This window comes from uncultured Thiothrix sp. (assembly GCF_937876535.1).
Classification (GTDB): Bacteria; Pseudomonadota; Gammaproteobacteria; order Thiotrichales; family Thiotrichaceae; genus Thiolinea.
In genome coordinates this window covers 421,442-435,430 of sequence record NZ_CALFHZ010000021.1, presented here as the reverse complement: position 1 = coordinate 435,430, position 13,989 = coordinate 421,442, and the positions used below count along the sequence as shown (strand labels likewise).

18 protein-coding genes are annotated in these 13,989 nt (G+C 44.4%); 3 read left to right on the top strand and 15 right to left on the bottom strand.

The annotated features are described in order from the left end of the window. Window positions 1-2 precede the first annotated feature (2 nt). The 10 genes from Q0230_RS16640 to rplU all read right to left on the bottom strand — a co-directional run bounded on the left by Q0230_RS16640 (window position 3) and on the right by rplU (window position 7,472). Window positions 3-719 (bottom strand): arginyltransferase, encoded by a 717-nt coding sequence (locus Q0230_RS16640; protein ID WP_298611737.1) that lies wholly within the window; start codon window positions 717-719, stop codon window positions 3-5. Window positions 720-753: 34 nt separating this feature from the next. Beyond that, window positions 754-1,377, bottom strand: a complete 624-nt coding sequence (locus Q0230_RS16635) for a DUF3365 domain-containing protein (RefSeq protein WP_298611735.1) — start codon at window positions 1,375-1,377, stop codon at window positions 754-756. A 320-nt stretch (window positions 1,378-1,697) separates the two neighbouring features. After that, window positions 1,698-1,904 (bottom strand): zinc-finger domain-containing protein, encoded by a 207-nt coding sequence (locus tag Q0230_RS16630; protein WP_298611732.1) that lies wholly within the window; start codon window positions 1,902-1,904, stop codon window positions 1,698-1,700. Further along, window positions 1,901-2,827: a branched-chain amino acid transaminase gene (locus Q0230_RS16625; protein WP_298611729.1), complete on the bottom strand. Its 927-nt coding sequence runs from the start codon at window positions 2,825-2,827 to the stop codon at window positions 1,901-1,903. The genes Q0230_RS16630 and Q0230_RS16625 overlap by 4 nt, the downstream gene beginning before the upstream one ends. Window positions 2,828-2,959: 132 nt before the next feature. After that, window positions 2,960-3,832 carry a lytic transglycosylase domain-containing protein gene (locus Q0230_RS16620; protein ID WP_298611726.1) on the bottom strand — a complete coding sequence of 291 codons (873 nt, stop codon included), beginning with the start codon at window positions 3,830-3,832 and terminating at the stop codon, window positions 2,960-2,962. A gap of 385 nt (window positions 3,833-4,217) precedes the next feature. Beyond that, on the bottom strand, window positions 4,218-4,601 hold the full coding sequence (gene apaG / locus Q0230_RS16615) for a Co2+/Mg2+ efflux protein ApaG (RefSeq protein WP_298611723.1): 384 nt from the start codon (window positions 4,599-4,601) through the stop codon (window positions 4,218-4,220). A 54-nt stretch (window positions 4,602-4,655) separates the two neighbouring features. Beyond that, a complete protein-coding gene (gene proB, locus Q0230_RS16610) occupies window positions 4,656-5,783 on the bottom strand; it encodes a glutamate 5-kinase (RefSeq protein WP_298611720.1) in 1,128 nt (375 codons plus the stop codon). Continuing rightward, window positions 5,773-6,789: an Obg family GTPase CgtA gene (cgtA, locus tag Q0230_RS16605; RefSeq protein ID WP_298611717.1), complete on the bottom strand. Its 1,017-nt coding sequence runs from the start codon at window positions 6,787-6,789 to the stop codon at window positions 5,773-5,775. The genes proB and cgtA overlap by 11 nt, the downstream gene beginning before the upstream one ends. Before the next feature lie 85 nt (window positions 6,790-6,874). After that, window positions 6,875-7,147, bottom strand: a complete 273-nt coding sequence (rpmA, locus tag Q0230_RS16600) for a 50S ribosomal protein L27 (RefSeq protein ID WP_298611714.1) — start codon at window positions 7,145-7,147, stop codon at window positions 6,875-6,877. A gap of 13 nt (window positions 7,148-7,160) precedes the next feature. After that, window positions 7,161-7,472: a 50S ribosomal protein L21 gene (gene rplU, locus Q0230_RS16595; RefSeq protein ID WP_298611711.1), complete on the bottom strand. Its 312-nt coding sequence runs from the start codon at window positions 7,470-7,472 to the stop codon at window positions 7,161-7,163. Window positions 7,473-7,648: 176 nt separating this feature from the next. Between rplU and ispB the strand changes: the two genes are divergently transcribed. Then, window positions 7,649-8,617, top strand: a complete 969-nt coding sequence (gene ispB / locus Q0230_RS16590) for an octaprenyl diphosphate synthase (RefSeq protein ID WP_298611708.1) — start codon at window positions 7,649-7,651, stop codon at window positions 8,615-8,617. A 123-nt stretch (window positions 8,618-8,740) separates the two neighbouring features. Here ispB and Q0230_RS16585 read toward each other — a convergent pair whose 3' ends face one another. From Q0230_RS16585 to Q0230_RS16575, 3 genes are all read right to left on the bottom strand, one after another. Next, entirely contained in the window at window positions 8,741-9,322 is a 582-nt protein-coding gene (locus tag Q0230_RS16585) for a DUF3501 family protein (RefSeq protein ID WP_298611704.1), read from the bottom strand. 16 nt (window positions 9,323-9,338) lie between these two features. Continuing rightward, window positions 9,339-10,703 carry a heterodisulfide reductase-related iron-sulfur binding cluster gene (locus Q0230_RS16580; protein ID WP_298611700.1) on the bottom strand — a complete coding sequence of 455 codons (1,365 nt, stop codon included), beginning with the start codon at window positions 10,701-10,703 and terminating at the stop codon, window positions 9,339-9,341. 89 nt (window positions 10,704-10,792) lie between these two features. Further along, window positions 10,793-11,212 (bottom strand): rubrerythrin family protein, encoded by a 420-nt coding sequence (locus tag Q0230_RS16575; RefSeq protein ID WP_298611698.1) that lies wholly within the window; start codon window positions 11,210-11,212, stop codon window positions 10,793-10,795. Window positions 11,213-11,436: 224 nt separating this feature from the next. Between Q0230_RS16575 and Q0230_RS16570 the strand changes: the two genes are divergently transcribed. Continuing rightward, window positions 11,437-11,691: a hypothetical protein gene (locus Q0230_RS16570; RefSeq protein WP_298611695.1), complete on the top strand. Its 255-nt coding sequence runs from the start codon at window positions 11,437-11,439 to the stop codon at window positions 11,689-11,691. Window positions 11,692-11,749: 58 nt separating this feature from the next. Here Q0230_RS16570 and Q0230_RS16565 read toward each other — a convergent pair whose 3' ends face one another. Together Q0230_RS16565 and Q0230_RS16560 are read right to left on the bottom strand one after the other, a co-directional pair. Continuing rightward, a complete protein-coding gene (locus Q0230_RS16565) occupies window positions 11,750-12,700 on the bottom strand; it encodes an NlpC/P60 family protein (RefSeq protein ID WP_298611692.1) in 951 nt (316 codons plus the stop codon). Window positions 12,701-13,177: 477 nt separating this feature from the next. Then, window positions 13,178-13,594, bottom strand: coding sequence for an OsmC family protein (locus Q0230_RS16560; RefSeq protein WP_298611689.1), 417 nt, complete (start codon window positions 13,592-13,594; stop codon window positions 13,178-13,180). Window positions 13,595-13,746: 152 nt separating this feature from the next. On the opposite strand from Q0230_RS16560, the gene Q0230_RS16555 reads away from it, so the two are divergent. Next, window positions 13,747-13,986 (top strand): YdcH family protein, encoded by a 240-nt coding sequence (locus tag Q0230_RS16555; RefSeq protein ID WP_298611686.1) that lies wholly within the window; start codon window positions 13,747-13,749, stop codon window positions 13,984-13,986. Window positions 13,987-13,989 lie beyond the last annotated feature (3 nt).

Sequence of the window (13,989 nt, the reverse complement as noted above, 5' to 3'; positions counted from 1 at the left end):
CTCTATTCCGGCTTATCGAGCTGTACCCATTGACTATTCACAAACCCTTCAATGGGTTGGAAACGAACTTTGTAATTCATCTTCGGCGATTCTTTAATCCAGTAGCCTGGATAAACATAAGGCAGTTTTAGTTCAGCCGCCCAATGAATCTGCCAGAGTAAAGCAAAAGTACCCAGACCCCGCTCACTGCCTTCTTCTGGATCAAAGAAAGTATACACCGAAGACAAACCTTGTTTGAGCCAATCAGTAGCTGCGACTGCCATTAGCCTTTCATCTTTCCAAAACTCCAACAACACCGTTTGACACCAATGCGTTAGGATAAAATTTGCAAAGGTACTTGGTGTATCATCGTCCATCCCGCCGCCCGCATGCCGCGAACGCACATACTTTAAATACAGTTCGGTATATTCGTCCTTATAACCATCTTGATTAACCCTCACGCTCAAATCTTGATTCAGTTTCCAAGTACGCTTTTGGCTGCGCGAAGGTTGGAAGCGTTCAACTGGAATCCGTGTAGAAACGCAGGACTGACAACGATAACAGCAAGGGCGATAGACATCGCTGCCACTGCGGCGAAAACCTTTATTCAGTAGATGGCTATAGGTACGATTATCCATAGCATAAGCCGGATCAACGAGCAGATTAGTTGCCTTACGCTCTTCGAGGTAAGGGCATTCATGGGCTGCCGTGATATAAAGCTCCAAGGCATTGGATAACATGCTTTTCAAACCTAGTGTGCCTATCCTTTGGGGGTTAAGGTAAGTTTTTTACCACTACAAAGGCTCCGCGTAAATCACCCTCTTTAAAACCTGTCGCTTTATCTTGCGGATAGAGCTCTTTTAGGCGCGTCATTACAGCAGGGCTAACTTCACTCCCGTGGCAAGTCAGGCACATTGCTTCTGTCGGAATAGCCTTCATAAAGCGAAACTCCTGCTTCCCAGCATTTTCTACCAGCTCAGAATATACCAAGGATTCAAGCGCTTCACCTTTTACTTTTCGTGCTTCGAAATCATTGAGTACTTGAGTTTGCCATTCATTTGGCACTCCCGTCACTGGATTACGATTACGTAAGCTCACTCGTGAAACTTGCAATTTCTCACCATCAGAAACAGTTTTAGCAATTTCTGGAGCCTTCAATTGGCAAGCACTGATTGCATTAATAGGACCACCCGACTGCATCGCAGTTTGCAACTCTGCTTTTAAACTACCACCATAAGTTTTGATGGCATTTTTAGCCTGCTCACTTAAGGCGGCTTTATCCATTGGTGCCGTAGCAGCTGGTGGTGTGTTGCTTGTACTGTCAGTGACTTTAGGCTCTTCTTTGCCACCACAGGCAACTAATAAACTTGCTAGCCCTAATACGAATAACTGTTTCATAGCCTGCCCTTTTTGAAAAAATTTTGGTCTATATATCATTGCTAGCTTGTATGAGCAAAATAATCCACCTAAATGGATAGTCATCCCAAAAAGACTAGAGCAAGTAGACGCTTAGAAGCTCCGCTTGGGTTCTTTTCTGCTAAAAAGCTAGTACTTGCTCCAAAATGATAGTTTTAGAAGCTACTGATACTTGAATAGGCAAAACGAGTTGCCATCCTTTGTTAGTCTTGAGGGAAATTTATTATAAGTTAACCACTATGATTTGCTGCAATAGCCTATTCAGTTCAAGCAGTAATAATTACTGCTTGAACCTACACAACTTAGTTCATTAAGCGATACAAAGTCCCACAATAAGGGCAGCGATAAGTCTTGTCGGGGGAAGTATCAATCGGTAAGAATACTTTGGGGTGTGCGCACCACAAGGCATTTTCATTAGTTGGACAATGCAAAGGTAAATCCTGCGCCTTGACTACCACTTCACGCGTAGCATTGAGACTTTTGTAATCTTTTAAGTCAGGCGCTTTCATTTAGCCACCGGTGTTAACCAATCTAAATAAGCCGGATTGCGTCCATGTACAATATCAAAGAATAGTTTCTGCAATTTTGTCGTAATTGGGCCACGTACGCCCTCACCAATCGGGCGACGATCTAACTCACGAATTGGGGTTACTTCTGCAGCAGTTCCGGTAAAGAACGCTTCATCCGCGATATAAACTTCATCACGAGTAATACGTTTCTCACGTACTTCGATACCTAAATCTTTCGCCATTGCCAATAAAGTACGGCGGGTAATTCCGTCTAAAGCAGCGGTTAAATCGGGTGTATAGATCACACCGTCTTTAATCACGAAGAAGTTTTCACCGCTACCTTCCGCGACAAAGCCTTCAACATCCAGTAATAAAGCTTCGTCATAACCGTCATCTAAAGCCTCACGTAGCGCCAGCATCGAGTTGATGTAATTACCATTCGCTTTAGCTTTACACATGGCAATATTGACGTGATGGCGAGTATAGGAAGAAGTTTTAATCCGAATCCCCTTCTCCATCGCCTCATTGCCCAAGTACGCACCCCAAGTCCACGCAGCGATCATCACATGCGTTTTTAGATTATCTGCACGTAAGCCCATACCTTCAGAACCATAGAAGCACATAGGACGTAAATAAGCAGTTTCTAGCTTATTTTCACGCACCACCTGCCGTTGCGCTTCATTAAGCTCCTCTCTGGTATAAGGCATACTCATGCGCATAATTTTCGCGGAATTAAATAAACGGTCGGTATGCTCTTTTAAACGGAAAATGGAAGTACCCTGCTCAGCTTTATAAGCACGCACGCCCTCAAATACACCCATGCCATAATGCAACGTATGAGTCAGGACGTGGGTTTTAGCTTCGCGCCACGGCACCATCTCACCGTCAAGCCAAATTACGCCATCACGATCTGCCATTGACATTGCAATCTACTCCCGTAGTGAATAATGAAATTAGCAGAAAAGGATAGCATGGTACGCGAAAACCACGCCAGACTTGTGCAAAAAAAGAGGCCTTACCCTTTATCAGTAAGGCCAGAAGAAACAAGCAGGTGCTTAATATTGATCAGGATTACGCCCAGTAAAGACACTAAAGTCTTCGCCTTGGCTACGAGAGAAGCTAGTTAATTGATAACCGCTACGTGAATAACTATTACGTGGACGTTGCTGGGCAGAGCTGCGCGTTATTTGTGGTTGCTCTGCATAATAATTGGTTTGTACAAATTCATTTTGTTCTTGATGCTTCTCTAAACGTTTGTACTCAGATAAAACTTTTACTACATAATCACGGGTTTCACGATAAGGAGGTACCCCACCATGCTTTTCTACAGCACCGGGTCCAGCATTATAAGCGGCTAACGCTAACTGCTTATCCCCATTAAAACGCTTCAGCATTTGTGCTAAGTATTTAGCTCCTCCCTTAATATTTTGGCGAGGATCATTAATATCAGCGACCCCTAGTAAATCAGCTGTCCCAGGCATCAATTGCATTAAACCCGTAGCCCCCACCTGCGAACGAGCACTTTCATTAAAACAGGACTCTTGGCGTATCACTGCTCGGATCAAATTTTCCTCAACACCATAGTATTCAGCATATTTACGAATGGTATTAATATGAGGAGCTGTACGCTGTTCAACCTGATTATGATTCAGACGGGTACAACTGCCAGTACGTCCACTCACGCGCAGAGGTTCAATACCGTCTAAAGCATTGTTAGAAGAAGCATATTTCTTAGATTTAGATTTAGGAGTCCGCGCAATAAGCTTGGCATTTTTACCGGCAACAGAACCATTGGTTAACCAACGGGTACCATCTTTGTCGGTGTACATGTAAATATCCGCTGATACGGTTTGGCTGAAGCTTGTGGCTAGCACCAGTGGAGCAACACACTTCCACACTATGTCACGCTTAAATTGGATTGCACTCATTTTATTATACTTCTGGTTGTCCAAACTTAGTTATTGTGGTTGACAAGTAACAAGGGCGCAGGGGTTTGAGCCATTTAGTATTATTGTTTGTGTCTTGTATTTTTATAAGTTTTTTCTATTTTGTCACTGCCTAACAGACAGATGGCAGCTGAGTTTCTTAGTTTGTGACCAGCCTGTAACCCGCTTTCAACCGTCCATCTTGATTTAAGCTGTAGTCAAGCACTCAGAATGCTTAGACTTCGCTGTGGATTGGGCAAGGTCGCCCCCTGTGTGTTAATGGAATAAGTTCGTGGTCTTCACAAGGAAAGTGAAACTACAACAGGAAAGCTCGTGTAAATACTTACACGAGCTTTTTTATGTCGGGTTATTTGATAGCGAGAAAAAATTAGTGGAGTAAACGGGGATTAGATAAGCTAAAAGGCTTAATCAGTGCATCAAACTCGTGACCGTCATCCGCACGTAAATGATAACTACCTTGCATAGAACCCACAGGCGTATCTAATACGGCTCCGCTGGTATAACGGAAGCCCTCACCTGGCGGCAAATAGGGTTGCTCACCTACTACACCATCTCCTTTCACTTCCTGAGTCATAGCGTTCGAGTCAGTAATAATCCAATGCCGCGTTAATAAACGGGCTGCAATGCTGCCTTGATTAACAATTGTAATCGTGTAAGCAAATACATAGCGATCATGTTCTGGATCAGACTCTGCCTCTAGGTATTTAGCCTCTACTGAAACTTGAATATCGTAAGCCGCTTGGCCGCTCATGCACTCACTACCATATATTTAAAAGGGGTTATCACAAAGGAGCTTATCACGAAATCACAATAAAACCAGATTATCCCGATGGATCAGCTCCGGCGCATCAATATATCCAAGGATGCTTTCAATTTCACGTGAGGGTTTGCGTTTGATACGCTCCGCTTCCTCACTGCTATAATTGACCAATCCTTTAGCCAAGAGCTTGCCTTCTGGACTAAAACAGCTCACCACTTCGCCTTGCTCAAACTCACCTTCAACTTTAACCACACCCACTGGCAGCAAACTACCACCGGTTCTTTGAATGGCTTGGGCAGCACCAGCATCTAGCCATAATTGTCCACGTGATTGTAATTGACTCGCAATCCATTGCTTACGTGCCGCTAAAGGCGCTTGGTCGGGTAGTAATAACGAACCTAAGTTTTCTCCAGCATATAAACGCTCAAGAACCTTAGCTTCGCGCCCAGAGGCAATCACTGTGGCACATCCTGAAGTCGCCGCGCGCCGCGCAGCTAAGACTTTAGTTCGCATCCCACCGCTACCAATTGCTGTACCTGCCCCCCCCGCGTACTCTAAGAAATTTTCGTCATTGGCACGACCTGAACTAATCAGTTGGGCATCAGCAAATTTGCGAGGATCTTTGTCATACAGACCTTTTTGATCCGTCAAAATGACTAACAACTCAGCTTCCACCAAATTGGCGACTAAAGCGCCCAAGGTATCATTATCCCCCAGACGTATTTCTTCAGCCGCGACCGTATCGTTTTCATTAATGACCGGAATCGTACCTAGCTCTACCAAAGTGCGTAGGGTATTACGCGCATTCAGATAACGACGGCGATTAGCCAGATCATCATGCGTCAATAAGACTTGTGCAGCTAAATAGCCATGCTCTTGAAAATTAACCTCATAAGCATGAATCAGGCTCATTTGCCCAATCGCGGCGGCAGCCTGCTTTTCAAATAAGGCTTTCGGCTTTTGTTTCCAACCCATACGGCTCATCCCTTCGGCCACTGCACCGGATGAGACTAAAACAATCTCGATCCCTTGCTTACGCAGGCGCGCCATTTGCCCAGCCCAATCCGCCAAAGCAGCACGATCTAAGCCTTCACCATCACGAGTTAATAAAGCGCTACCGATTTTCACAATCCAGCGGCGCGTGGTACGTATAAATTCAGCCCTATCCTGCATTTTCTTCTAAGTACTGCATAATTCGATAACACAAATCCTGCGTACCATTCGCGATCGCCGCAGAAATAAAGAATACTTCGCCTTGCCAATCTAAAGCATCCACAATCGCTTGACAGCGTTGTTGCTGCTCTTCTTCCGGAACAAGGTCAATTTTATTTAACACCAGCCAGCGCGGACGATCTGCTAGATCATCACTGTATTTTTCTAGCTCATGCTCAATCGTGTGTACTGACTCAACTGGATCAACTGCTTCATCTAAAGGCGCAATATCCACCACATGCAAAAGTAAGCTAGTGCGGGATAAATGCTTGAGGAATTGAATCCCTAACCCAGCCCCTTCCGCAGCACCTTCGATCAAACCCGGAATATCGGCCATCACAAAACTTTGCAAATCACCCACCCGCACCACACCCAAATTCGGGAACAAGGTCGTAAATGGATAATCCGCGACTTTAGGACGCGCAGAGGATACCGCACTAATTAAAGTCGACTTGCCTGCATTCGGTAAACCTAATAAGCCTACATCCGCTAATAATTTCAACTCAAGACGCAAAGTCCGCAACTCACCTTCAGTACCCGGCTTACATTGGCGTGGTGCACGATTGACTGAGCTTTTATAGCGCAAATTGCCTAAACCGTGAAAACCACCCTTAGCTACCATTAAGCGTTGTTCAGGCTCGGTCAAATCACCAATTAATTCACCAGTCTCTTCATCAAACGCCATCGTACCAACTGGTACAGGCACGAGTTTGTCTTCGCCACGGTTGCCGGTCATATTGCGCGCACCACCATTTTTACCGCGCTCAGCTTCATAGTGACGTAAATGCCGGAAATCAATTAGGGTATTGAGATTACGATCAGCGACTAAATAAACGTCGCCACCATCACCGCCATCACCGCCATCGGGGCCACCAAATTCAATATTTTTCTCACGGCGAAAACTGACTACGCCATTCCCGCCATCACCCGCTTTTACTTGGATGACGACTTCATCAACAAACTGCATAACCTTGCCTCGACTCACGTCTGTGAAGCATATACGAAAAAGCCCCGACAGGCGGGGCTTCTAGGATTCGTGTCCGAAGGTTGCCTTAGGCGTTTTCAGCAGATAAGGGCTGAATACTAACAAACTTACGGCCTTTCTCACCTTTGACTTGGAAAGTCACCACGCCATCTGCTTTCGCAAATAAAGTATGGTCTTTGCCACAGCCAACATTGTCGCCTGGGTGGAAGTGAGTTCCGCGCTGACGCACGAGAATATTACCAGCCAATACAAATTGACCGCCAAAACGCTTCACACCCAAACGTTTGGATTCTGAGTCGCGTCCGTTGCGGGTACTACCGCCTGCTTTTTTATGTGCCATTGATAATTACCCCTTACGCTGAAATACCAGTGATTTCGATTTCTGTCAGATACTGGCGGTGACCAGTACATTTCTGATGGTGCTTACGGCGGCGGAACTTCATAATCCGCACTTTCTCGCCGCGAGTCTGGGCCTTTACCGTTGCAGTCACCTTACTTCCTGCAAGGTAAGGTGTACCAATTTGCACTGATTCACCTTCCCCGACCATCAGGACATTCTCAAAATCAATGCTTGCGCCTTCTTCCACTTCTAGTTTTTCAACTAGTAGTGTGTCGCCTTGAGCGACGCGGTATTGCTTACCGCCAGTTACGATGATCGCGTACATGATTAAGATTCTCCAGAAAAATGTCCTGTTAAAGAGCCGCGAAATTCTACTGTTTTCACTACGCTAGGTCAAACGAATTCCATTTCATCTAGGTAAAGCAAGATAGATAGCGACTATTGCTTGACACAATCCTTAGCTGTTTCTAGCATGCAGTGCTTTCAGCTAGCTGCTTGATAATGGATTTTACCACAATACTCCAGCTGACCGCCGACGATATGCGGGCTGTCAACACGCTTATTCAACAGCGTTTGTACTCTGATGTCGCTTTGGTCAATCAACTTAGCCATTATATTATTAATAGTGGCGGTAAACGTTTGCGCCCCTTGTTAGCGCTCATTTGCGCGCGCGCCTGTGGTTATCAAGGCGATAGGCACATTGATGTGGCTGCGATTATTGAATTTATCCATACCGCCACTTTGCTGCATGACGATGTGGTAGATGACTCTGATTTACGGCGAGGCAAAGAAACGGCTAACAATGTCTGGGGCAATCAAGCTGCGGTGTTAGTGGGTGATTTTCTCTATTCACGTTCTTTCGAGATGATGGTCGATGTCGGCAGCATGCGGGTAATGGAAATCCTTGCTAGCACGACCAATGTCATCGCTGAGGGCGAAGTGCTTCAACTTCTCAACTGTCATGATCCCGATACTACGGAAGAGCGCTATATGGAAGTGATCCACTCCAAAACCGCGCGTCTTTTTGAGGCCGCTTGTCAATTAGGGGCTGTGTTAGCTGGTAAGTCGCCTGAAGAAGAACAAGCAATGGCTCGCTACGGCATGCATTTGGGTACGGCCTTTCAGTTAGTTGACGATATGCTTGACTATACCGCTAGCAGCGAAGAAATGGGTAAGAATGTTGGTGATGATTTAGCTGAAGGCAAACCTACTCTGCCCTTAATTGTTGCCTTGCGCCAAAGTACGGGTACTACCGCACAAATGCTGCGCGACTCGATTGAGCATGGTGGCTTAGACAACTTAGAGCAAATCATTCAAGCCATCCGTGATACTGATGCTTTAAGCTATACCGCAGAACTAGCCAAACGCGAAGCACAACTAGCGATTGATAACTTGAAGCATCTTCCCAATAGCCCTCACCAGGAGGCTTTAGAGACTCTTGCTTGGTTCTCGACTAATCGTAGTCATTAGTACTAAGTTTTCAATTAAACCACCCGAAAGCTGCTAGCAACGTTTGTTGAGCAGCTTATAAGGTTTATGCAGCTTTTAAAAAGTCTGGGCCGTACGCACCACTCCACAAAGCACTACTAGCGCTTAACTTAAATCAGCGGCTAAGGATGTTTGCGAAACCTGACTGATTTGAATGCTATGCGTGTAATTAGGATGATTAATCCCCATTGACACACTAGCACCTGCTTTGACTGCAGCCACCATGCCGGTACTCAGCTCAAAACGCATAAAATGCACAGCAGCCGTTTTTTCTGCTGTTTCGCGACTTAAATCTTCATTGGCAATCGCAAATACTGGCTCAAAGCCTGCCACTTGCACCCAAGTTTGACGCTCAATCCCAAGCAATTTAGCTAACCATAACTTACGCTCTTCAGGATTAGGGAACTCCAGCATAAAGGTAGCTTTCCAGTTAGAACCATCTGGAATCAGGGGATTGTAAGCTGCTAACTCCTCTTCAATACCCGCTGCTTCAAAGATACGCTCAACCCTTAGCATCTCTTGAATTTGATATTGAATGGTTAGACGATCTTCAAAATATAAAGTCGCATTGGAGCCAATAGCAATTTTGCGTGCAGCTTTATGTGCAATCACTTTTTCTCGAAATGCAGAACGCTGCTCTGCATATTGCTCTAGACTCATTAAGTCTGCGCGTGTGAGTTTGGTCATCCTGTCCTCCTTTGGACTAGAGTCCGTAAGCGATCCTTAACATCGTTAACGGATGGGTTGGCGCATTAGCACCTTCATCTAAACCGTTTTCAATCTGATCACCCGCCATCGGGCAGTCGCTGCCATAATAGTCTGGTTTGGATTGTTTAACCTTACTCACAATCGGTCGACAAATTTTCATAGAAATTTCATGGAATTCCGCTTTGACCGCATAAGTGCCATCGTGCCCAGAGCAACGCTCTAATAACTCTACTTTAGTATCGGGAACTAACTCCAACATTTCGCGGGTTTTATAACCAATATTTTGGACTCGCAAATGACAAGCCGTGTGATAAGCCACCTTACCTAAAGACTGCTTAAAATCAGTTTTGAGCTTAGCTTCACGATGCCGTAACATTAGATATTCAAATGGATCGAAGATGCGTTGTTTCACTGTTTTCACATCTTCATCATCAGGAAACATTAAAGGCAGTTCTTGTTTGAACATCAATACACAGGAAGGTATTGGTGCGACAATATCCCAACCATCATTAATCATTGCCAGCATCTGTGGGATATTAGCCTCTTTAGCAGCAGCGACTGCATCTAAATCGCCTAGTTCTAATTTAGGCATACCACAACACTGCTCTTTAGCCATCAAGGCAACTGGAATTCCATTGTGCTCAAACACCTTCATTAAATCTTCTACAGTGTCTGGTGCATTACGGTTGCCATAACAAGTGGTGAAAATGGCGACTTTGCCAGTTGTGCGGGAGGTGGGTTCAGCAGCAGTAGGCTCTAGCGTTTTCTCTTCATTAATTAATTTGCGAGCTGTTTTACTATGATAAGCAGGGACAATAGCATTAGGGTGAATACCCACCTTAGCCAAGCCTTTACGGAAAGTAGCGTTTTGATTCAGGCTATTGACAACCGTGGACACCACTGGAATCCCTGCCAAACTGCCTACTAAATCAGTAGAAGTTAGCAGTTTATCACGCATGCTTGCACCGTCTTTCTTAAAGTGTACCGCCTTAGCACGCAACATTAGATGCGGGAAATCAATATTCCATTCATGCGGTGGAGTATACGGACATTTGGTCATATAACAGAGATCACACAAATAGCAGTGATCAACGACCTGCCAGTAATCCTCTTTCTTAACCCCATCAACTTCCATCGATTCAGAATTATCAACGAGATCAAATAGAGTAGGAAACGAGTTACATAAGCTCACACAACGCCGACAACCATGACATAAATCGAAGACGCGCTCCATCTCCTTGAGCACTGAAGCTTCGTTATAAAAGTCGGGATTTTTCCAATCAAGTGGGTGACGAGTCGCAGCTTCAAGACTGCCTTCACGCTTAGGGCTTGCCATTGCGGTTGCTCCGTAAATAGACACAAACTCTCAGCCTCCCCTACACAGGGGAGGAGTTTATAGAGTTGCTAAACCTCCCTCCAAGACGCAGAGGGACTGAGATCTAAACGCGTTTAAGCGTCTAAGTTATCTAAAGCTTTTTGGAAACGATTAGCATGTGAGCGCTCAGCTTTAGCTAAAGTTTCAAACCAGTCGGCAATCTCATCGAAGCCTTCTTCACGAGCGGTTTTTGCCATACCAGGATACATATCAGAATACTCATGAGTCTCACCGGCGACTGCCGAACGCAGATTATCTGCAGTCCCACCAATCGGTAAGCCAGTTGCTGGATCACCAGACACTTCCAAATACTCTAAATGCCCATGAGCATGCCCCGTTTCCCCTTCTGCAGTGGAGCGGAAGACAGTCGCAACATCGTTATAGCCTTCAACATCAGCTTTTGCTGCGAAATATAAATAGCGGCGATTGGCTTGAGACTCACCAGCAAATGCGTCTTTTAAGCTTTGCTCAGTTTTACTTCCTTTTAGCTCCATTTTTGACTCCTCTTTCTCTGGGTTAACAAATCAGTATATGAATTATGTACCTCAGTATAATCTAATCAACTGTGCGGTTTATGTCCAATCGTATATTTTGAACATATTCATCGAGTAAACCGAATCAACCAACTTAAGTTAAATTTTCGTGAGTATTCTGAAAAGCACTAACTGATACCTTATACTCAATAACAGCAAAATTGTAACGCTTAAAGGAATTAGCAATGAATTTACCGGCTACACTTTACACCTTAGCAGCTATTGGCTTCTTCGCATTGATGGTGAATCGTCCACCCATTGCAATACAAAACTCTACAGAAATTATGCAACCTGCAGCAAGTGAAGTCAGTGAACCAGCGGTAACAGAGACAACGACAACTAACACTAGCTCAACCACTGAACTAAACACAGCGAATCAGCCACCTCAAGATAGCGGTAACTCTACCACTCAACCCACTAACACGACCCCAACGAACTAGCACCTGATAAGCAAAAGGCCGCAATCGCGGCCTTTCAAGATTAAGAAATCAGGTTAAACTAAACCATCGGAAGTGGTAATTTGCAAGCACCCGGAATACGGCCAAAGCCGATTAAGCGATCTTGCCAGTACCCAGTAATAGTACTAACGGTCACTGTTTTACCTTTACGGGGTGCATGTAAGAACTTTCCATTACCCAAATAAATGCCAACATGGCTAACACCGTTACCACGAGTTCTAAAGAATACTAAGTCACCACGGCTAGCACTGCCACTAGATACTTTAACGGAGGATGCATATTGCTCAGCAGCAGTACGTGGAATCCGCACATTAGCACCTTGTGCTAAAGAATGTTGTACTAAACCACTACAATCGAAACCTTTACCTGGTGTTTTACCGCCCCAGACATAAGGCGTGCCGATTTCACTTGCAGCGGTACGAATCACATTCTCGACTTTTTTCACCATCACTTGCGCGCGCTCTTGCTTCACTTCCAGTTCAGCTTGTTGACGAGCACGTTTAGCTTTGGCTTTTGCTTGGCGAGATTTAATAGCCGCCTTATTCGCTTCCCACTTTTGTGCATACTCTTCGCGAATTGCATTCTCTTTAGCAATCCTTTGACGCTCTTCAGCAACAGCTTTAGCTTGTTGGATACGCAAAGCTTCAGCAGCGCGTGCGGCTTTTTCTGCCTCAAAACGAGCTTGATATTGCTCACGTGTTAAACCAGCTGCTGCGGTTTTGCGACTAACAGTATCAGTACTTTGATAGGCTTGAATTTGACGGCGAGCTTGCCGATTGACTTCGCGTTGAGCGTTGTATTTATAGTTGGTTGAACTGTAGTTACGAATTGAAGCTTTTTTAACGACGTAAGTGGTATTGTTACTATTAGCAACGGCCGGTTGGACTGTGGGCTTCATTGCTTCGGGTGTCGCTGCACAACCACCTAAGATTGCTGCTGATAAACCCAAAGAACAAACCGACACTCCCCTAAGACTACTACTCTTATTCATGAATTCCCTCGGATACAATGATCATCGAAATCCATTTCACTCAGGACTATGTATCAATCCCGATACATACTCAAACTCACTGACTTCCCCGAAAAATGAAACTAACAAAATATCAAATTTGTTTCTATAGAAAGTCAAAAAAATATCAGTTTTGAGTGAAATTAGTTAATTATTAAAATATTAATACTTACTAAAATTCTTTATTGATACTTCACCTTCACTTAGCCCAGTTTGATAGTCATCCTTGTTAAGCATTAGTTATTTCCAATAAAACGTATAGTAATTTGAGTATAGACAGATTTTTTAGAGCCTTGCTAAATCGATCAAAATCTCAGCTAAATATAACAACTTTATTAGCTAATACCCCCATAAGATATAACTATCTAACGCCCCCAACCTCTAAAGAGGCAAACTATGCAGAACTCAACAGCACAGCGCAAGTTAATTTAGGCAGTCTGCACAGTTTTTCCACAATGGTTAGGCTTCGATCATCTCAAAATCATGAGTAATCTCAGCAGTCTTACCTAACATCATGGAAGCCGAGCAATACTTTTCTGCGGATAAGTTTACTGCACGCGCGACTTTATCAGCGGATAGATTATGCCCCTTTACAATGAAGTGCATATGAATGCGGGTAAAAACCTTCGGATCTTCATTGGCACGTTCAGCTTCTAGCAGTACTTCACAATCACTAATTGCTTGGCGGGACTTCTGTAAAATCATGACTACATCGAAGGAAGAACAGCCACCTAAACCTAAAAGCAGCATCTCCATGGGTCTTATGCCTAAATTTCGCCCACCAGACTCTGGTGCTCCATCCATCACTACTGAATGCCCACTACCTGACTCCCCAACGAAACTCATATGGTCTAACCATTTAACCCGTGCTTTCATACGCTACCCGCATTAATGTGTAAAATACCGCATTCTAAACAGGCTATAGGTTCGATACTAGGCTAGACCAAGCTTGACTTTTCTCAGGTCAGGCTTGATGCGATATGTTATCGTTAAGAATGTATAAAAGATTTACACATAGGAGATATAAAATGTTTGGAGAGTCACACGACTTACTGCACGAATTCCCAGAACATAAAGAACGTATTCACCAGCTAAAATTGGAAAATCACCACTTTGCGCGTTTGTTTGGGGAATATGATGAGCTAGAACATCAACTTCATCGCATTCAGCAAGAAATTGAGACTCCATCAGATGAGACAGTAGAAAGCTTAAAGAAAAAGCGCTTACACCTAAAAGATGAATTGCTGGCAATGATTAACCAGCACTAAAAC